Source organism: Halorubrum ejinorense (assembly GCF_055389685.1).
Map to the genome: position 1 here is coordinate 542,498 of NZ_AP043777.1, position 17,452 is coordinate 559,949.

At 72.0% G+C, this 17,452-nt stretch carries 17 protein-coding genes; 6 read left to right on the forward strand and 11 right to left on the reverse strand.

The window, feature by feature from the left end; translation table 11 throughout:
* Nucleotides 1-35 precede the first annotated feature (35 nt).
* Nucleotides 36-1,751 (reverse strand): pentapeptide repeat-containing protein, encoded by a 1,716-nt coding sequence (locus tag ACZ5KW_RS03765; protein ID WP_343778456.1) that lies wholly within the window; start codon nt 1,749-1,751, stop codon nt 36-38.
* 147 nt (nt 1,752-1,898) lie between these two features.
* Here ACZ5KW_RS03765 and ACZ5KW_RS03770 point away from each other — a divergent pair, with 147 nt between their 5' ends.
* Nucleotides 1,899-2,717: a DUF6517 family protein gene (locus ACZ5KW_RS03770; RefSeq protein ID WP_343778455.1), complete on the forward strand. Its 819-nt coding sequence runs from the start codon at nt 1,899-1,901 to the stop codon at nt 2,715-2,717.
* An 85-nt stretch (nt 2,718-2,802) separates the two neighbouring features.
* Nucleotides 2,803-3,543, forward strand: a complete 741-nt coding sequence (gene hisA, locus ACZ5KW_RS03775) for a 1-(5-phosphoribosyl)-5-[(5-phosphoribosylamino)methylideneamino]imidazole-4-carboxamide isomerase (RefSeq protein WP_343778452.1) — start codon at nt 2,803-2,805, stop codon at nt 3,541-3,543.
* 52 nt (nt 3,544-3,595) lie between these two features.
* Here the strand turns inward: hisA and ACZ5KW_RS03780 are convergent, their stop codons facing one another.
* Both ACZ5KW_RS03780 and ACZ5KW_RS03785 read right to left on the reverse strand, forming a co-directional pair.
* Entirely contained in the window at nt 3,596-4,444 is an 849-nt protein-coding gene (locus ACZ5KW_RS03780; protein ID WP_343778449.1) for a universal stress protein, read from the reverse strand.
* A gap of 1 nt (nt 4,445) precedes the next feature.
* The gene (locus ACZ5KW_RS03785) at nt 4,446-5,882 is read right to left on the reverse strand and encodes an APC family permease (RefSeq protein ID WP_343778447.1); all 1,437 of its coding nucleotides are present in this window, start codon (nt 5,880-5,882) and stop codon (nt 4,446-4,448) included.
* A 75-nt stretch (nt 5,883-5,957) separates the two neighbouring features.
* On the opposite strand from ACZ5KW_RS03785, the gene hisB reads away from it, so the two are divergent.
* The 3 genes from hisB (at nt 5,958) to ACZ5KW_RS03800 (ending at nt 9,379) form a co-directional block, all read left to right on the forward strand.
* Nucleotides 5,958-6,554, forward strand: a complete 597-nt coding sequence (hisB, locus tag ACZ5KW_RS03790; RefSeq protein ID WP_343778446.1) for an imidazoleglycerol-phosphate dehydratase HisB — start codon at nt 5,958-5,960, stop codon at nt 6,552-6,554.
* 50 nt (nt 6,555-6,604) lie between these two features.
* Nucleotides 6,605-7,492: a YkgJ family cysteine cluster protein gene (locus tag ACZ5KW_RS03795; protein ID WP_343778444.1), complete on the forward strand. Its 888-nt coding sequence runs from the start codon at nt 6,605-6,607 to the stop codon at nt 7,490-7,492.
* A 99-nt stretch (nt 7,493-7,591) separates the two neighbouring features.
* Nucleotides 7,592-9,379: an L-aspartate oxidase gene (locus tag ACZ5KW_RS03800; RefSeq protein WP_343778443.1), complete on the forward strand. Its 1,788-nt coding sequence runs from the start codon at nt 7,592-7,594 to the stop codon at nt 9,377-9,379.
* Between the two features lie 42 nt (nt 9,380-9,421).
* On the opposite strand, the gene ACZ5KW_RS03805 is transcribed toward ACZ5KW_RS03800, so the two are convergent.
* The 7 genes from ACZ5KW_RS03805 to larE form a co-directional block, all read right to left on the reverse strand.
* Nucleotides 9,422-9,721, reverse strand: coding sequence for a DUF7861 family protein (locus ACZ5KW_RS03805; protein ID WP_343778441.1), 300 nt, complete (start codon nt 9,719-9,721; stop codon nt 9,422-9,424).
* Between the two features lie 28 nt (nt 9,722-9,749).
* Nucleotides 9,750-10,340, reverse strand: coding sequence for a GNAT family N-acetyltransferase (locus tag ACZ5KW_RS03810; RefSeq protein WP_343778440.1), 591 nt, complete (start codon nt 10,338-10,340; stop codon nt 9,750-9,752).
* 79 nt (nt 10,341-10,419) lie between these two features.
* Complete coding sequence (locus ACZ5KW_RS03815) at nt 10,420-11,535, reverse strand: Brp/Blh family beta-carotene 15,15'-dioxygenase (RefSeq protein WP_343778439.1); 1,116 nt, start codon at nt 11,533-11,535, stop codon at nt 10,420-10,422.
* Nucleotides 11,528-12,358, reverse strand: a complete 831-nt coding sequence (locus tag ACZ5KW_RS03820) for a lycopene cyclase domain-containing protein (protein ID WP_343778437.1) — start codon at nt 12,356-12,358, stop codon at nt 11,528-11,530. Before ACZ5KW_RS03820 ends, ACZ5KW_RS03815 begins: the two co-directional genes overlap by 8 nt.
* Nucleotides 12,359-12,463: 105 nt before the next feature.
* Nucleotides 12,464-13,111, reverse strand: a complete 648-nt coding sequence (gene serB / locus ACZ5KW_RS03825) for a phosphoserine phosphatase SerB (protein WP_343778435.1) — start codon at nt 13,109-13,111, stop codon at nt 12,464-12,466.
* 97 nt (nt 13,112-13,208) lie between these two features.
* Nucleotides 13,209-13,412: a hypothetical protein gene (locus ACZ5KW_RS03830; RefSeq protein ID WP_149799034.1), complete on the reverse strand. Its 204-nt coding sequence runs from the start codon at nt 13,410-13,412 to the stop codon at nt 13,209-13,211.
* Nucleotides 13,413-13,508: 96 nt separating this feature from the next.
* Nucleotides 13,509-14,438, reverse strand: coding sequence for an ATP-dependent sacrificial sulfur transferase LarE (gene larE / locus ACZ5KW_RS03835; RefSeq protein ID WP_343778433.1), 930 nt, complete (start codon nt 14,436-14,438; stop codon nt 13,509-13,511).
* 123 nt (nt 14,439-14,561) lie between these two features.
* Here larE and ACZ5KW_RS03840 point away from each other — a divergent pair, with 123 nt between their 5' ends.
* On the forward strand, nt 14,562-16,550 hold the full coding sequence (locus tag ACZ5KW_RS03840; RefSeq protein WP_343778432.1) for a MutS-related protein: 1,989 nt from the start codon (nt 14,562-14,564) through the stop codon (nt 16,548-16,550).
* Between the two features lie 28 nt (nt 16,551-16,578).
* Here ACZ5KW_RS03840 and ACZ5KW_RS03845 read toward each other — a convergent pair whose 3' ends face one another.
* The gene (locus ACZ5KW_RS03845; protein WP_343778431.1) at nt 16,579-17,436 is read right to left on the reverse strand and encodes a hypothetical protein; all 858 of its coding nucleotides are present in this window, start codon (nt 17,434-17,436) and stop codon (nt 16,579-16,581) included.
* Nucleotides 17,437-17,452: the final 16 nt, after the last annotated feature.

The window sequence follows — 17,452 nt, forward strand, 5'->3', positions numbered from 1 at the left end:
TGGCTGGAACGGTCTACGCCGACTCGTTCGCCGTCTCACCTGTTGATTCGACGGGTGAACGTGAACACGAACAGCGCGATGAAGAACGCGCCGACGAAGCCCTCGACCGCGCTCAGGACTTCGACGGACCGAGCCGTGCCGGCCGGCGGCGTCCCGAGAATGAACGTGATGAAACTCTGGAAGCTGAACACGACGTAGTCCACGGGGGCGTACTCGACGTCCGAGAGGAACCGGGCGTACAGCAGCGCAAAGAAGACGATGATCGTCACCGACGAGTAGACGACCCGGTCGGGGCGCTCACCGTAGCCGGTGGACAACATGAGCGCGAGGTTTCGTCCCCACTTCGTCGCGTCGGCCGCTCGGTCTCGCCACCGGCGCGTTCCGTCCCGAGCGAGCTCGGCGTACCGACGCCGACGGTACGTCAGTTCCCGATAGAAGAACGCGCTCGCGGCCGTGTTGTTCCCGGTCTCGTCCGCGCCGTTCTTCGCGTTCAGGAAGGTCTGACGCAGCGTTTCCGTGTCCGGCGCACCCCGACTCGCTTCTGGGAGCGCCCCCGGATCGGCCACCTCGGACAGTCGCCAGCCGGCCGCGGCCGGATCGAGGTCGTCGTTCTCGAACACGAAGTCCTCGAACCGAGTGCGCGCGAACCGAACCCGGTCACAGACCGGGCCGCCGTCGGGGTCAGTGAACGACACGTCGCCGAGCGTGGCGTCCGTACAGTCGTACAGAACGCTCCCGGACGCGGGTTGGCCGAGCGTCCCGGAACCGACGGTCGCCTCCCTGAGGTTCACGCACTGCGTCTCCGCGCTGCCTTCGTCAGTGTGCGCGTCCTCGCGGCGGTCGCCGGCCTCGGCAGACGGGGTCAACTCCAGCGTGGCGACCTCGGCCGTCGACAGGTCGAGCGGTCCCTCGACGAGGGCGTCGGAGAAGTCCGTGATGCGGTCGAACGACGCTCGCCGGAACCCGTGATCCCCGCGGAAGCGCGCGCCGTCGAAGTCGGCGTCGTCGTCGAACTCGGCGAGTTTGAACGTGGTCTCGCCGTCGAACGTCGCACGGGTGAACCTGGCGTAGTCGGTGAAGTCGACCGCCTCGAAGTACGCTACGTCTCGAAACCGCGCCCGTCGGAAGTTCGCGTGCGCCTCGAACTGCGTGTACCAGAGGCGGGCGTCGCCCCGGAAGTCAGCGTGTTTGAACACCGCGGGTCCGGCGAACACCCCTCCCCGGAGCTGTACGTCGCCCTCGAACGTCGCGTTTCTGAACCCTCCACTCCGCTCGAAGCGCGCGTCACGAAGGGTGAGCGGTCCGGTGAACGTCGCGTGCGAACACCGTATCGGCTGACGGAACGTCGCGTCAGTCCAGTCGGACTCGCCGATCTCCGCGTGAGCGAGGTTGATCGCGTGGTTCACCTCGCCGCCGACGGTCGTCCCCCGAAAGGCGAGCTCCTCGAACGTCGCGTCGATGAACTGACAGAGTCGCCGGCTTCGGCGCTGGTCGTCGGCGGTCGCCGCCCGTGCGAGACAGCTGCGAAACGCGTCCGTCTCATCGAGGTCCGGCGGGCGCTCGTCGGGCGGGCAGTGAAACGGACAGACGTCTCTCTCGGGCAGCGCGTCGTGCGCACACGACCAGACCCGGTCCGTCACGCCGGGAACGTCTTCGGTGAGCATCCAGCGCCGCCCTTCTGACCGGTCGTCGCCCGGCAAGTCGTAGGACGGGACCGAAAACGTGTGACTACACCGAGATGGGTCTTCCATCGGGCGGTGGAGACGTGGTAGCGGAATGAGTGTTGGGGTCGGGTCGCGCCCGGCTGCGCCACCGACAGACCGCCCCGCCTCGTTCCCCCGGCGTCCGAGCGCTGCCCCCGGCGACACCCACTTACTCCGCGACCGCCACCCACACGCATGGGAAACGACTCCGCGTCGGGCGCGTCGCGGACCACCCGACGGCGGCTGCTCGCCGGCGGCGCGACGGTCGCTCTCGGTGGGCTCGCAGGCTGTCTCGGCGGTCGCGACGGTCCGGTGCCGTCGCCTACGGTGACCAGCGACCGCATCGACGACTGGCGGCTCACCGACGACTCACAGGGGACGGCCTTCGAGGAGTCGTACGGCCCCGTCAGCGCCCGGGCGCTCGAACGGACGCGGACCTACGAGTACGCGCCCGTCGCCGACGCGCTCGACGAGACGGTCGGCGCGTCGGCGTCGCCGGTCACCTTCTCCGCGACGCGCATCGACCTCCGGCCCGCGGTCGACCGGCTCCCGGGCGAGGTCGGTCGGGACCGAGTGATGGACCGCGTGGAGGCGGCGGCGACCGAGGTGTTCCGCGCGCAACTCCGCGACCGCGGGGTCGAGGACGCCCGGATCGCCGACGAGGGAATCTCCACGGTCCGGTCCGGCAACACCGCGACCGTCTGGCGACTGACCGGCGAGTACGCGCTCGACGGTGCGGTTCCGCTCCCCGACGGCTCGACCGCGAACGTGGACGGGCGCGTCGACACGGGGGCTCGGCTCGGCGTCTGGCACGACGGCACCGACGCCCTCGTCGCGGGCGGCGCGTACCCGACCGAGCCGCTCATCGAGGTCTTCGACGAAGCGCTGCCCGACGCGGTCGACGCCGAGACCGCCGTGACGGAACTCGCCGACGGCGAGACCGCGGCGGCGCTCGCGACCGACCCCGCGACCTTCGACGAGGACGTCTCGCAGCTGCTCATCTCGGTGGCGTGAGCGCGAACGGACTCGTCCGCCGCCCGGGTCGGGCCGCCCCCTCCGAACCGACCCGTTTAATCGGCGGCCGCGACTGTGTGCGGGTATGAGCGGCTTCCCCGAGTTCGAGGTGATCCCCGCCGTCGACGTCCAGGACGGCGAGGTCGTCCAGCTGGTCGGCGGCGAGCGCGGCACGGGCAAACGCTACGGCGATCCGGTCGCGGCCGCCGAGCGCTGGATCGAGGCCGGCGCCGCGACGCTCCACCTCGTCGACCTCGACGGCGCCTTCGAGGGCGAGCGCGTCAACGCCGACGCGATCGAGGCGGTCGTCCGGAGCGTCCCGGACGGGGTCGGCCTCCAACTCGGCGGGGGCATCCGAACCGCCGACGGCGCGCGAGACCTCCTCGATCTGGGCCTCGACCGCGTGATACTGGGGACCGCGGCGGTCGAGACGCCGGAGATCGTCGCCGAGATCGACGAGACGCACCCCGGTAGCGTCGTCGTCAGCCTCGACGCGAAAGACGGCGAAGTCGTCGTGAGCGGCTGGACGGAGGGGACCGGCCTCGACCCCGCCGAGGCGGCCGCCCGCTACGAGGAACTGGGCGCCGGCGCGATCCTGTTCACGAACGTCGACGTGGAGGGGCAGCTGGCGGGCGTCGACCGCGAGGCGGTCGCGAGCGTGGTCGACGCGGTCGACGTCCCCGTGATCGCCTCCGGCGGCGTGGCGACCGTCGACGACGTGGTCGCGCTGAAGGAGGCGGGCGCGGCCGCGGTCGTGGCGGGGACCGCGCTCTACGAGGGCGAGTTCACGCTCCGAGAGGCGCAGGTCGCGGCCGACGAGGCCTGAGCCGCGACCACCGGGAACCCGACCGGCCGCGCCGCGCGAGCCGACGCGACGGTCACTCCTCCGACTCCTCGTCGCCGTCCGGACGCTCCCGCTGGACGACGAGCACCGGGCCGAGGAACCGCTCCGCGACCTGTTCCGACGGCATTCCGAAGACGAACGTGGTGACCGAGGGGTCCGTCTCCCCCATGACGACCGCGTCGTGGGTCTCGCCGAGCTCCGCGATCGCGTCGATCGCCGTCTGTTCGGACGGGGTCTCGACCCGCACGTCGATCGCGTCCGGATCCATCCCGCGCTCGACGAGTTCGCTCCGCGCCCCGTTCAACAGCGTCTCTGCGTCGTCCTCGAGCTCGTCTTCGCCGAGGATGTGGTACAGCGTGACATCGATGTCGGTGCCGGCGAACAGCCCGGCGACGAGCCGCGTGTTCCGGCCGATGCCGACGGTCCCGCGCACGGCGACGAGGACGGAATCGAGGCTCTCGACGCTGTTCGGCACCAGCACCGCGAGCGAGTCGTACTCGTAGATGAGGCGGTCGATCGTGGTCTGTTTGTCGTGGGTGAAGACGAGCCGCGTCTCGACGGTCGCGCCCGCCTCTGTGAGCGTCTCGGCGAAGCCGCTGATCTTCGACATCGCCTTCTCGCCGAACTGCTCGCGGGCCTGTTCGGTCGCCGTCTGATCGGGAAGCACGTGGTAGCCGAGCAGCACGACGTGCGCGTTCGCGAGGAGCTCCGGGACGCCCGCCGGGAGCGAGTCGCCCTCCAGCACTTCCAGCGGAACGAGGACCGTCGGGCGTTCGGGGGACCGCTCCGAGTCGCCCCGCGCCGAGGTCCCGTCCTCGTCCGTGGGCCGTCCGCCGTCAGTCGTCGGCTGTTCGTCCGTCGTCGGTGTGCGTGTCGGTGTCATCTCAGAATTTCCCCTTGAGGGCGACGTCGGTCGCGTAGTAGCGGTACCACGCGTAGCTCACGATCATCACCACGACTCCGATCGCGATCGATGCCGGCTGCATGAACGCGATGAGCGCGAAGCTCGCGAGGCCGCCGACCCCGGCGACGGCGAACCCGGCCGGACAGCGGAACGTCGGGGTGTACCAGTCGGGCTGCTCGCGGCGGAGCCGGATCAACGCGACGCAGATCAGGCCGTACATCACGAGGTGGAGGAAGGAGGCGACCTCCGCGAGCAGCTCCACCTGCCCCGTCGCGGAGAGGACGACGATCGGACCGCCCGCGAGCCCCAGGGCGACGTGCGGCGTGCCGTACTTGAGGTTGATCCGGCTCGCCGCCTCGGGGATGAGGTCGTCGCGACTCACCGCGTACACCGCCCGCGACGCGCTGAGAATCGACGCGTTCGCGCTGGAGAAGGTCGCCAACAGCCCCGCGATGACGATGGCGAGCGCGCCGGGTAACCCGATGAACTCCCGGGCGACCTCGACCATCGCCGTCTCGCCGAACTCCCCGAGGCGGGCGCTCCCGAACGCGCTCGTCGCGACGAAGATGGTGACGACGTAGAAGACCCCGACCAGGAGGACGGAGCCGACCATCGCCAGCGGGAGGTTCCGCGACGGCTCCTTGATGTCGCCCGCGACCGTCGCGACCTGTGCGAAGCCGAGGTACGAGGTGAACACGAGCGCGGCGGTCTGGAGAACGGGGAGCGCCCCGCCCGGCGGGAAGAAGCGCTCCGGGACGCTCTCGGCCCCGAACACGCCGAGCGCGTCGAGGCTCCCGTAGCTCAAAAAGAGCGTGAGGATGACGAGGAGCACCATGACGATGCCGTTCTGAAGCGACGCCGTGTTCTCGGTCCCGAAGAGGCTGAGCACGGTGAGGCCGATTCCGAACGCGACGCCGAGCGGGACCGCCGGGTCGACCGGGAGAGCGAGCCCGGCCTCGAGGAACACCTGTCCGGCGTAGCTGCCGAGTCCGACGAGGTAGAACGCGGACGCGAACACGAGCCCGAGCCAGAGCCCGAGTCCGACGATCGCTCCGGGACCGGCGCCGAGCCCGCGCGAGATGAAGAAGTAGCCGCCGCCGCTGCGCGGCATCGCGGTGGCGAGCTCGGAGGTCGGCAGCGCGACCAACAGCGCGATCACCGCGCCGATGGCGAACGACAGCGAGGCCGCCGGGCCGGCGTTCTCCGCGGCGAGGCCCGGGAACACGAAGATCCCTGCGCCGATCATCGTCCCGATACCGATCGCGAGGCCCCCGGCGAGTCCGATCGTCCGTTCGAGCTCCCCTTCGCCTTGGTCGGTGTCGTGTTCGACCGTCGGGTCGGGTGCGTCGGAAGGCGATACCGCGGGATCGGTCGCTCCCGCCGAGGAGTCCCCCGGTGGTCCGCCGTCGGGTGCCATGCGAATGTGTCACGCCGGGCAGGTGAAATAGGCACCGCCCGCAATTCCCTTAACAGTCCCCGACGACCGGACCGTATGAGCGAGCACGACCGGACCGCGGCCGTCACCCGCGAGACGAGCGAGACGACGATCGAACTCACTCTCGCGGTCGACGGCGACGGCGACGGCGAGGTCTCGACGGGGATCGGCTTCTACGACCACATGCTCGAGTCGTTCGCGAAGCACGGCCTCTTCGACCTGACCGTGCGCTGTGACGGCGACCTCGACATCGACGACCACCACACGGTCGAGGACGTGGCGATCTGTCTCGGCGAGGCGTTCGACGAGGCGCTCGGCGACAAGCGCGGCATCCGGCGGTACGCCGACCGGCGCGTCCCCCTCGACGAGGCGGTCGCGAGCGTCGTCGTCGACGTGGCCGGCCGCCCCTACTACGAGTTCTCCGGCGAGTTCTCACAGGAGTCGGTCGGGGAGTTCACGAGCGTCATGGCCGACCACTTCGCGCTCTCTCTCGCGCACAACGCCGGCCTCACGCTCCACGCGGCGGTCGAACGCGGCGATAACGCGCACCACGAGGTCGAGGCGCTGTTCAAGGCGCTGGCGCGCGCGCTCGACGACGCCACCCGCCTCGACGAGCGCCGCAGCGACACGCCCAGCACGAAGGGCGAACTCTGAGGCTCCGGCCGCGGATCGCTTATGACCGTGGGAGCCGTTCGCACGGTCGCATGGACCTCCGCTGTGAGGGGTGTGCCGGCTGTTGCGTCGACTGGCGCCCGCTCGATCCCGCCGCCGCGGGCTCCGACCGCACCGGCCCCCGCCCCCCGCTCGACGACGCCTACGACCTCGTTCCGCTCACCCGCGACGAAGTGGCCGGCTTCGTCGAGGACGGCCTCGGCGACGCCCTCGTCCCGCGGCTGTTCGAACCGTCCGAGCGCGACGACAGCGTCCGGGTCGACGGCGTCGACCTCGCCGCCGCGACCGGGCGCCCCGTCTTCGTCGTCGGGCTCCGGAAACCCCCGAAACCGGTCGCGCCGATCGGGACGGACGACCCGCGCTGGCTCGACACGTGCGCCTTCCTCGACCCGACGACGCTCCAGTGCCGGATACACGACTCGGACCGATATCCCGACACCTGCGCGAGCTACCCCGGACACAACCTCGAACTCGGCGCCGAGACGGAGTGCGAGCGCGTCGAGGCCGCCGGCGGCGGCGACCGCCTCCTCGACGACGAACCGCCCGACGACCTCCCGGCGCCGGCGTTCGGCCCGCAGGCGCTCGGCGCGACCGTGTTCGCCTACCCCGACCCCGACGCCCTCGACGGGGTCGTCGCCCGGCTCCGCGACGGCGAGGCGACCGCCGACGACCGCGCCCGCTTCGCCGGCGCCGCCGTCGGCTCTCGCCCCGGGTCGCTGTCGGTCGACCGCGACCGGATGACCGAGGCCAGAGCCCGGGCCCGCGCCGCCGACTCGTGGGTCGGGGCAGCGATCCGCGAGTGGACCGAGCGCGCGACCGTCTCCGGCGACCCGGTCGACGCGACCGCCGAGCCCCTGGCCGAACTGGTCCGCGACGTGGAGGACGGCGCCGGCGCGCCCGGCACGCCGGGTTGGGACTGACGCGGCCGCGCAGTCAGTGGATCGGAGGGATCCGGGATTCCGCTCGCGTGCGCGCACACGCGCGTGGGACTTACCCGTGTGCGGACCCTACCGTACGGTATGAGTGAACGGCAACCGATCGACGACGAACCGGTCGAGTACGACCGCGAGGACGTCTCCGTCCTCGTCGTCGGCGCCGGTGCGGCGGGCGCACGCGCCGCGATCGAGCTCGCCCAACGGGGCGTCGACGACGTCTTAGTGCTCGGGAAGCGCGGCCACGGCGACGCGCACACGACCTGGGCCCGCGGCGGGATCAACGGCGCGCTCGGGACGCACGACCCCGAAGACTCGCCGGCGATCCACGCGGCCGACACCCTCAACGAGGGCCACTTCGTCAACGACCCGGCGAAGGTCGAGACCGTGACCGAACAGATGCCCGAGCGCCTCCGCGAGCTCGACGAGTGGGGAATGGAGTACTCGCGCACGGACGAGGGCGAAATCGACCAACGCTTCTTCGGCGCCCAGTCGTTCCGGCGGACGGCCTTCGCCGGCGACCACACCGGCGAGTCGATGCTGAACGCGCTCGTCGACCGGGCACAGGAACTGTCCGTCCCGTACCGCGAGAACGTGATGATCACGAAGCTCGTCTCGGACGGCGACGCGGTCTACGGCGCCGTCGGCTACGACATGGACGCGGGCGAGTTCGTCCTGTTCAACGCCGGCACCGTCGTCCTCGCCGCCGGCGGCCACGCGGCGATATACAACCGCCACACCTCTCGCGACGACGAGAACAACGGCGACGGCGCGGCCCTGGCGTACGACGCCGGGGCGTCGCTGATGGACATGGAGTTCATGCAGTTCCACCCCACCGGGATGGCCGTCGACGAGAGCGACTCCGAGTGGGCCCCTTGGAGCGGTCGCCTCGTGACCGAGGCCGTCCGCGGAGAGGGCGGTCGCCTGTTCAACGTTGACGGCGAGCGCTTCATGGAGCGCTACTCGCCGGATCAGATGGAACTGGACGCCCGCGACGTGGTCGCTCGGGCCATCGCGCAAGAGGTCGCCGAGGGGCGCGGCACCGAGAACGGCGGCGTCTACCTCGACATCTCACACCGAGACGCGGCGTTCATCGAAGAGCGCCTCCCGCGGATGTACGAGCGGTTCCACGACCTCGGCGTCGACATGGCCGAGGAGGCCGTCGAGGTGGCGCCGACCTCCCACTACGGGATGGGCGGCGTCGCCGTCGACGACCACGGCGAGACCGACGTGGACGGGCTCTTCGCCATCGGCGAGACGATGGCGGGCGTCCACGGCGCGAACCGGCTCGGCGGGAACTCGCTGGCCGAGACCGTCGCGTACGGCGTCGTCGCCGGCGAGCGGATCGCCGACCGCGCGGACGGCCCCGGAACGGTCCCGGACGACCTCCGCGAGTCGTTCGTCGAGCCGCACCTCCGCGACCTGCGCGCGATGGCGAACCGCGACGGCGAGCACGACGTGGACGCGGTGCTCGCCGACCTGCGCGAGCTGATGTGGGACCACGCCGGCATCCTCCGCGACGAGGCGTCGCTCCGGGAGGGGCTCGACCGCCTCGCCGACGTGCGCGACCGCGTCGCCGACTTACGCGTCGGCCCGGTCACGAGCGAGTCGTTCGAGTTCGCGGTCGACCTCGGGTTCATGACCGTCGCCGCCGAGGCGGTGCTCCGCGGCGCGCTCGAACGCGAGGAGTCCCGCGGCGCCCACTACCGCACCGACTTCCCCGACGTCGACGCCGACTGGCGGCGCAACGTCTACTTCGAGGCCGCCGACGTGGGCGGCATGCGGCTCTGGACCGAATCGGTCGACGAGCCGAGCGAGGCGGTCCAGGCCGCCCTCGACGAGGGCCACGAACTCGACTACCACCAGTTGGAGTGACGGCGGGCTCGCTCCCGGTCGCCCGCCCGTCTCCGTTTTTCCTTACCCGCCCCGCTTCCGGTACCAGACGCGCTCGCCGACCGGCGACTCGTCGTCCGCGATCGCGAGCCGACTCACGAACAGGTCCCTGACGGCGAACGTGATCAGTAGCTCGACGGGGCTCTCATCACCGTCGACCTCGCCCCCGGAGCCTCCCGACTCAGCCCCTTCAGCCGACTCCCCGACCGGTCGGACCGTCACGACGCAGTGGCCGTCGCGTTCGCCGATCGACTCGATCACGCCGACCGACCAGCGGTCGACGTGATGCGAGGGCTCCCTCGCGTGGACGCGGTCGTGGTTCACGATCGCCTCCCGTCGCCGCGGTCGTCGGTCACGACCCGTCACCCCCGACGCGTCGGACCGCCAGCGCTCCCTCGCAGACGCACTCGCCAACGCACTTCGGACACTCGGCCGCGGACCGTTCGATCGGGTCGCGGTGGACCGTCTCGTAGCCGTGCCCGTCGAACAGCTTCTCCGGGGAGTCGTCGCCGCCGTGGAACCACGAGTCCGCGACGAACAGGTCGACGCCGCGCTCCGCGCCGACCGCGTGGAGCCGGGCGAGCAGTCGGCTCCCGATACCCCGCCCGGTCGCCTCGGGGCGGACGTACCCCATTTCGAGGTGGCCGTAGCGGTCGGCGGGCGGCAGCAGGTCGGGGTCGTCGAAGAAGTACATCTCCTCGGCGACGGCGGCCGCGTCCGAGAGCTCGCGGAGCGCCATCACGCCGAGGATCGCCTCGTCCGCGTCGCCTTCGCCCGTTTCGGCGGCCCCGCCGCTCTCGACCGCGACCAGCACGTGATACGTCGGGTCGTCGAGCCCGAGGTCGACGCTGTAGGTGCTCCCCTCGCTGAAGTGCGAGGTGATGAGTTCCTCCAGCGTCCCGGCCTCGTCGGGCCGCGGGTCGCGGATCGCGATCTCGTCCATCGACCGGACCGAGGGCGCGTCGAAAGAAGAGCCGTGCGGTGTCGGCGTCGGTTCTCGGCGAGTGTCTCCCGGCCGGCGCTTACCGGGTCGCGCCCGGCCGCCAGACGCCCTCTCGCCGATCGAGCCACGCGACGACGACGACGTGCGGGAGCGTCATCGCGGCGATGGCGACGAGCGAGACGGCGAGCAGGTCGCCCGGCGCCGCGACGCCCGCGGGCACCGTCGCGCCGACCGCGCCGACCACGAGGAACCCGCCGAGCGTGAGCGGCGCCGCGTCGCGGCCGAAGCGAGCGAGCGCCCCCACGGCGTCGCCGGCCGACGCCGCGGACGCGGCCCGCGGGTCGACGAGGACCAGCCGCCCGACGTGGCGGAGCGCGTGCCACAGCGCGAAGTACACCCCGATCGCGAACACCGGCGCGGCCAGCAGGAACCACGCCCACAGGACCGCCAGTTCGCCCACGTCGCGGCGCCAGCCGCCGCGTCTCTCCTCCCCGGCGCGGACCCGCCGGTAGCCGAGCCCGACCGACCCCAGCGTCGCGGCCGCCATCCCGACGCCGACCGCGGCGCGGATCTCGGGCGTGAACAGCGGGTCGACCGCGGCCGCGGCGGCGGTCGCGTCGACGACGAACAGCCCGACGATCCACTCGGCCACCAGCCGGTACTCCTCGGGGTGGGCGAGCAGGGGGACGCCCATCGGGAGGCCGCCGCGGACGACGAGCGCCAGCCACCGCTCGGCCGACGTGGGCAGGTGATCGACGCCAGCGATCGCGAGCGTCGCCACGTCGCCCTGCCCCCAGTGGAGCCACGTGAGCGCGATGAACCCGACGAACGCGGCCACGGGCGAGACGAAGAACGCGGCGACGACCGCCCCGCCGAGGACCGCGTAGACGACCGAGACGACCGCGATCGACCGGCGCAGCGACACGTTCGGCGCCGCGCGCAGCGGGACGAGGTGGTCGACCGCGCCGTGTGCCATTCCCACGACGAGCGTGCCGAGCGCGAACGTCGCCACGCCGAGTTCGACCGGAAACAGGGGGGTCACGGCGCCGACCGGCAACAGCGCGGCCAGCGCCAGCGCCGGGTTCCGCGCGAACCAGCGATCCACTCGGGCCGCCGCGGACTCCGGGGCCGTTCCGCCCCGCCCTGACGCAGCGGAGCGCGACTCGGCCGTCTCCGTCGCCGTCGCCTCAGTCATCGACGACGTCGGGATCGGGGTCCGCGGGCGGTTCCGGGCCGGGGACGTCGCGCTCGGCGCCTCCCGACGAGGCCGGCTCGGCGACGCCGCGCCGACGGTCGTTCCAGTCGAGCACCCACTCGAAGAGGACGAGCCCGTTGACGGTCATCACGCCGGCCGAGGCGAAGAAGAGCATCTCCTCTATCGGGAGGCCCAACACGGCGATTCCGGTCGTGTACTCCGTCGAGAGCATCCACGTACCCATCTCGATCGCGATCCGGTCGGCGATCCAGAAGTACGCGGCCGGGATCAGCGTCGCGGCGAGCCACATCCGCGGCGTGCGGAGGAGGTAGCCGCCGCCGACCGACCACTGGAGCGCGAAGACGGGGCCGACCCACGCGATCAGGCCGCCGAGGTAGAGGTACGAGGGATCGAGGGTGACGAGCCAGAGCCCCGCGACGACCATCGCGGCGCCCGCGACGACGCCGGCGACCCGGGGGCCGCGGTCGAAGTCGCCCTCGCGGAACGTCGGGTCGAACCCGATCAGGTGGAGCGCGAACGCGGTGACCACGGTCTGAATGGTGAAGAAGAGGTACTCGCCGAGGGGGATCGACAGCGCCCGGACGAGGACCGCGCCGTCGGCGTACGACCACGCGCCCCGCCGGATCATGTAGCTGATCCACGGGGTCGTGTACACGTAGGCGATGGCGACGAGGATCGCGATCCCGACCGCCGCGCGCCGCCGACGAACGGCGTCGTACCGCGGTGCGAGGTACCAGAGCAGCGCTAACACGGGGAGGCTGAAGACGAGGTGGAACTGGAGATACGTCAGCGTCGGTAGCATCCGATCACCCCGGCGAGGACGCTCATGGTCCAACGTTGGCGTCGTCGTTGATTAACCCTTGAGCCAAACATGGTCAGGTATCGGTGGGAGAACGCCCCGGTCCGGTCACTCCGCGTCGGGCAAGACGCCGTGGGCCGCTAACACCTTCCCGAGCCGGTACATGGAGGCGACGACGGCGTCACAGACCGGACGCACGGCGTCTTTCGGCACGAACCCGACCGCGAGCCCCGCGACCTCCAGCATCGGCAGGTCGTTCGCGCCGTCGCCGACGGCCACCGTCTCGTCCATCGGGACACCGACTTCGGCCGCCAGCTCCGCCAGGGCGTCGTCTTTCGTCCCCTCGATCAGCGGCCCCTCGGCCTCGCCGGTGAGTGCGCCGTCCGCGGTCGGCAGCCGGTTCGCGACGATCGTGTCGACCTCGACCCCCTCGCGGGCGAGCGCGGCCTCCACGCCCCGCTCGAAGCCCCCGGTGAGCACGGCGACGTGGTGGCCCTCCTCGCGCAGGCGCTCGGTGAGGCGCGCGGCGCCGGGGCGGATCCGGACCGCGTCGAAGGCGTCGGCGGTGTCCGCCGCCGAGAGCCCCTCCAGCAGCGCCGCTCGGCGGTAGAGGCTCTCGGCGTAGCTGAGTTCGTCGTTCATCGCCCGCTCGGTGATCTCGGCGACCTCGTCGGCGACGCCCGCGCGCTCGGCGAGCAGCACCGTCATCTCCGAGTCGGAGAGCGTCCCGTCGAAGTCGAACGCGATGAGACTCATGGCTCTCGTTCGTCGCGGCGGGGCCTTGAAGCGCGCGGTCGGCGGCGGTTCCTGCGGCCATCTTCGGCGTTCGCGAACGCTTCCGGCCCGACTCCGGTCACTCGCCGTCCGCGTCGGCGAGGAACTCCACGTCGCCGGCGATGACCGCGCTCGCGATGACCCCGACGCCCACGACGGTCGCGACGCCGAGCGTCGTCAGGGTCACCGAGAGCGCGGATCCGCCGACCGCGACGCCGACGAACGCCCCGACGGCACCGCCGACGCCGCCGGCGATCACCGCCAGCGTCTGCGCGTCACGCATAGGTGTCGATTCAATAACACGGGTTATAAGCGTTCCCGCCGGGTTCTCTCGGGTGATAACGCCGTCACAGGGCGCGAACTCGGCGCGCTTTCGTTCTCACCGCGGGTACTGTCTGTCGATGTCTACGCGGTCGGTTCTCGACTGCTCTTCGCCGTCCGCCCCTTCGCCGTCCGCCTCCTCCCCGCCCGGGCTCACGCTTCCCGTCCGGTAGCCGGCCATGTCGAGGGTGACGTACTCGAAGCCGAGGTCGGTGAGGTGTTCGTGGACCGCGTCGGCGAAGGCGGAGTCAAGCGCGCGTTCGAGCTCGTCGGGCGCGATCTCGACGCGCGCGAGCCCGTCGTGGTCGCGGACGCGGAACCCTTCGAACCCCCACTCGCGGAGCAGGCGCTCGGCCTTCTCGACGCGGCTCAACCGCTCCTCGGTGACTTCCAGTCCGGTCGGAATCCGGGAGGAGAGACACGCCATCGACGGCTTGTCGGCCACCGAGAGGTCGTAGGCCTCGGCGATAGCGCGGACCTCGTCTTTCCCGATATCGGCGTCGAGCAGCGGCGAGAACACGTCGAGCTCCTCGACGGCGCGGAGGCCGGGCCGGTGTCCCTCGCCGGGGTCGTCGGCGTTCGTCCCGTCGCAGACGGTGTCGATGCCGAGGTCCTTGGCGGTCTCGTACATCCGCCCGAGCCGCATCGTCCGGCAGTGGTAACACCGGTCGCCGTCGTTGGCGACGAAGTTCGGGTCGTCCAGCTCGGAGAACGTCACCGTCTCGTGGCGGACGCCGATCTCCCCGGCGACGCGCTTCGCGTCGTCGAGCTCCGCGGCCGGGAGCGTCTCGCTGCGGGCGGTACACGCCACGGCGTCGTCGCCCAGTGCGTCGCGAGCGAGGGCCGCGACCACCGCGGAGTCGACCCCGCCGGAGAACGCGACGAGGACGCCGTCGCGCTCGCCGAGCGCGTCGCGGGCGGCCGCCGCCTTCGCCGCCGTCTCGGGTGCGAGCGAGCCGTCGCCGACGGCCCGCGCCTGCTGACTCATGGCCGGAGTTGTCGGCGGGCGCGAAAAAGCTCGTCGCACCCGGGTCGAGGGCCCGCCCCGATCCGATCGCACCCCGATCCGACCCCGCACGCTTTAGCCCGTCGCCGCGGTAGCCGCGGGTAGATGGAGCTGGAGGCGATACCCGGCGTCGGCGCCAAGACCGCCGCGGCGCTGCGCGAGCTCGACGACCCGGTCGCGACCGTCGAGTCCGGCGACGTGGCCGCGATCGCCCGCGCACCGGGCGTTAACGAGGCCCGCGCGGCCCGGATCGCCCGCGGCGCGATCCGCCGCCGCCACGACGACGACGGGCGCGTGCTGGCGACCGACCGCGCCCGCGAGCTGTACCGGGAGGCGATCGACCTGCTGCGCGAGCGCACCGTCACCGACTACGCCGCGAAGCGGCTGGAGACGTTCTACCCGAGCGCGTCCGCCTCGCGGATCGCGGAGGCGCAGTCGTTCGCGGCCGACGCGATGGAGCGCGACGCCGACCCCGCCGTCCGCGAGGCGCTCGCCGACTGCGCCCCGCTGGTCGACCCCCCGACCGTCCGCGTCCGCGACCGCTGTCTCGCGACCGCCGACGCGGAGACGCTCGCGCGCGCCGAGGCGGCGGTCCCCGAGCTCTCGGCCGAGACGGTCGAGGACGCCCGCGACGTCTCCGAGCTGGCCCGGTCGTACGCCTCCGTGATCGTCTTAGACGAGTCGTTCGCCGGGCTCGACGTCGAGGGCGACGTGGTCGTCCGGCCGAACGCGTTGGAGAACCCGGCGGAGACGGTGCCGGAGCGGCTCCTCGCCTTCTTCGCCGAGAACCGCGAGCGCCTGGAGGCGGCCGCGGCGGTGCACGAGGCGGCGGACCGCTCGCCCCCGGTCGACGTCGACCGCCTCCGCGACGCGCTCTCGCGGCTCGACGACGACGGCACGATCGCCGGCGACGACGAGTTAGACCGGCTGACGGCCGCGGTCGACGACCTCGACGCCGCGGTGTCCACGGCGGCCTCGGTCGCCGACGACCGCCTGCGCGATGCGATCCGCGAGCGCGACGTGACCATCGAGGGCACCGACTTCCTCTCTTTAGTCGAGCAGGGGGCCCGCGTCGACTCGCTCCTCGACCGCGAGCTCGCCGACGAGTACGACGACGCGATCGACGCCGCCCGCGACCACCTCGCCGACGCGCTCCGGCTCGAACCCGAGGAGGCGGAGCTGGCCGAGCGCGTCTTCGGCGGTGACCCCTCCTTCCCGGTCGATCACGACGAGACGGCGGTCTCGCGGCTCGACACGGAGCTGTCAGCGGCCCGCGACCGCCGCGCGGCGCAGCTGAAGGCCGACCTCGCGAGCGACCTCGGCGACCTCCGCGAACCGGTCGAAGAGCTGGTCCGCGACGCCTTAGAACTCGACGTGGAGCTCGCGATCGCACGGTTCGCCGACGACTTCGACTGCGTGCTGCCGACGGTGACCGACCCCGACACCGACGGTGACGCCGGCTTCCGGATCGAGGGCGGGCGGTCCCCGCTCCTCGACGTCGACTTCGCGGCCGTCGAGCCCGTGGACTACGCCGTCTCGGGCGCGACGCTGCTCTCCGGCGTCAACTCCGGCGGGAAGACCTCCACCCTCGATCTGGTCGCCCTCGTCGTCGTCCTCGCGCAGATGGGGCTTCCCGTTCCCGCCGAGTCGGCCACGGTCGAGCGCTTCGAGGAGATCCACTACTACGCCAAGTCGCAGGGCACCCTCGACGCGGGGGCGTTCGAGGCGACGCTCCGGGACTTCGGCGACCTCGTCGACGGCGCGGACGGCCGGCTCGTCTTAGTCGACGAGCTGGAGTCGATCACGGAGCCCGGCGCCTCCGCGAAGATCATCGCCGGCATCCTCGAGGCGCTCGACGACCAGCACGCGACCGCGGTCTTCGTCTCGCACCTCGCCCGCGAGATCCGCGACGCCGCGGCCTTCGACATCGCCGTCGACGGGATCGAGGCCGACGGGCTCGTCGACGGCGAACTCCGGGTGAACCGTTCGCCGAAGAAGGGCCACCTCGCGCGGTCGACGCCGGAGCTCATCGTCGAGAAGCTCGCCGACGACCGCGGCGGCGAGTTCTACGGCGACCTGTTGGAGAAGTTCTGAGCCGCGGTCCGCCCGCGGTCGCCGCGGCTCAGAGCCAGACGAGCCGCCACTCGCCGGCGTCGGTCGCGACGAGCCACTCCACGTCGAACTCGTCGCCGTCGTCGTCGGCGACCGTCACCGAGACGACCGCGTTCTCCGCGGCGATCGCCTCGACCGCCTCGTCGTCTACCGCCCCCCTGAAGAAGTCCGAGACGCCGCGGACGCGCTCGGCGTCCACGTCCCGCGCGGCGACCGCCGCCTCGACGACCGCTTGGCGCCGCGCCCCGTCGAAGAGCCCCGGTACGTCTTCCGCCACCTCGCGCAGCGGCGAGGCGGGATGCGAGAGCTCCCGGACGTCGTCGGCGAACGCCGCCGCGCTCTCGGCCTCGTCCGCCCGCCGGTAGTACTCCCTGACGACCGTCACCGGCCCCTCGGGCTCGCCGGGCCACACGACCCGCCACTCGCCGTCGTCGGTCGCGACGAGCCACCGGATTTCGAACTCGCCGCCGTCGCCGCCGACGACGGTCGCCGAGACGATCGCGTTCTCGGCCGCGATCGACTCGACCTCGTCGTCGGTCAGCGAGGCCGAGAGGAACCCGGATATCGATCGGATCCGCTCGGCCGAGACGTCCTCGACGACGACCGCAGCGCCCGACAGCTCCTGTCTGACAGTGCTGTCGAACGCCATCGGCACGTCCTCGGCGAGCCGCGAGAGCGGGGACGCGCCGTGCGCGAGACCCGCGACCTCGTCCGCGAACGCCTCGGCGTCCTCGCTCGCGCTCGCCCGCCGGTAGTACTCCTCGACGACCGCCGCGGGGCCGCCCGGGTCGCCGGCGGTGGAGAAGCGTCCGGCCGCGAGCGCGAGGACCGTTGCGCCGCCTACGGAGAGGAACGACCGTCGTTCCATGGGCGTGTGGCAGGGG

Bases quoted from the DNA above. Each gene is read 5' to 3' on its own strand.
- ACZ5KW_RS03765 (WP_343778456.1), bottom strand. From the start codon at position 1,751: ATGGAAGACCCATCTCGGTGTAGTCACACGTTTTCGGTCCCGTCCTAC.
- ACZ5KW_RS03770 (WP_343778455.1), top strand. From the start codon at position 1,899: ATGGGAAACGACTCCGCGTCGGGCGCGTCGCGGACCACCCGACGGCGG.
- hisA (WP_343778452.1), top strand. From the start codon at position 2,803: ATGAGCGGCTTCCCCGAGTTCGAGGTGATCCCCGCCGTCGACGTCCAG.
- ACZ5KW_RS03780 (WP_343778449.1), bottom strand. From the start codon at position 4,444: ATGACACCGACACGCACACCGACGACGGACGAACAGCCGACGACTGAC.
- ACZ5KW_RS03785 (WP_343778447.1), bottom strand. From the start codon at position 5,882: ATGGCACCCGACGGCGGACCACCGGGGGACTCCTCGGCGGGAGCGACC.
- hisB (WP_343778446.1), top strand. From the start codon at position 5,958: ATGAGCGAGCACGACCGGACCGCGGCCGTCACCCGCGAGACGAGCGAG.
- ACZ5KW_RS03795 (WP_343778444.1), top strand. From the start codon at position 6,605: ATGGACCTCCGCTGTGAGGGGTGTGCCGGCTGTTGCGTCGACTGGCGC.
- ACZ5KW_RS03800 (WP_343778443.1), top strand. From the start codon at position 7,592: ATGAGTGAACGGCAACCGATCGACGACGAACCGGTCGAGTACGACCGC.
- ACZ5KW_RS03810 (WP_343778440.1), bottom strand. From the start codon at position 10,340: ATGGACGAGATCGCGATCCGCGACCCGCGGCCCGACGAGGCCGGGACG.
- ACZ5KW_RS03815 (WP_343778439.1), bottom strand. From the start codon at position 11,535: ATGACTGAGGCGACGGCGACGGAGACGGCCGAGTCGCGCTCCGCTGCG.
- ACZ5KW_RS03820 (WP_343778437.1), bottom strand. From the start codon at position 12,358: ATGCTACCGACGCTGACGTATCTCCAGTTCCACCTCGTCTTCAGCCTC.
- serB (WP_343778435.1), bottom strand. From the start codon at position 13,111: ATGAGTCTCATCGCGTTCGACTTCGACGGGACGCTCTCCGACTCGGAG.
- ACZ5KW_RS03830 (WP_149799034.1), bottom strand. From the start codon at position 13,412: ATGCGTGACGCGCAGACGCTGGCGGTGATCGCCGGCGGCGTCGGCGGT.
- larE (WP_343778433.1), bottom strand. From the start codon at position 14,438: ATGAGTCAGCAGGCGCGGGCCGTCGGCGACGGCTCGCTCGCACCCGAG.
- ACZ5KW_RS03840 (WP_343778432.1), top strand. From the start codon at position 14,562: ATGGAGCTGGAGGCGATACCCGGCGTCGGCGCCAAGACCGCCGCGGCG.
- ACZ5KW_RS03845 (WP_343778431.1), bottom strand. From the start codon at position 17,436: ATGGAACGACGGTCGTTCCTCTCCGTAGGCGGCGCAACGGTCCTCGCG.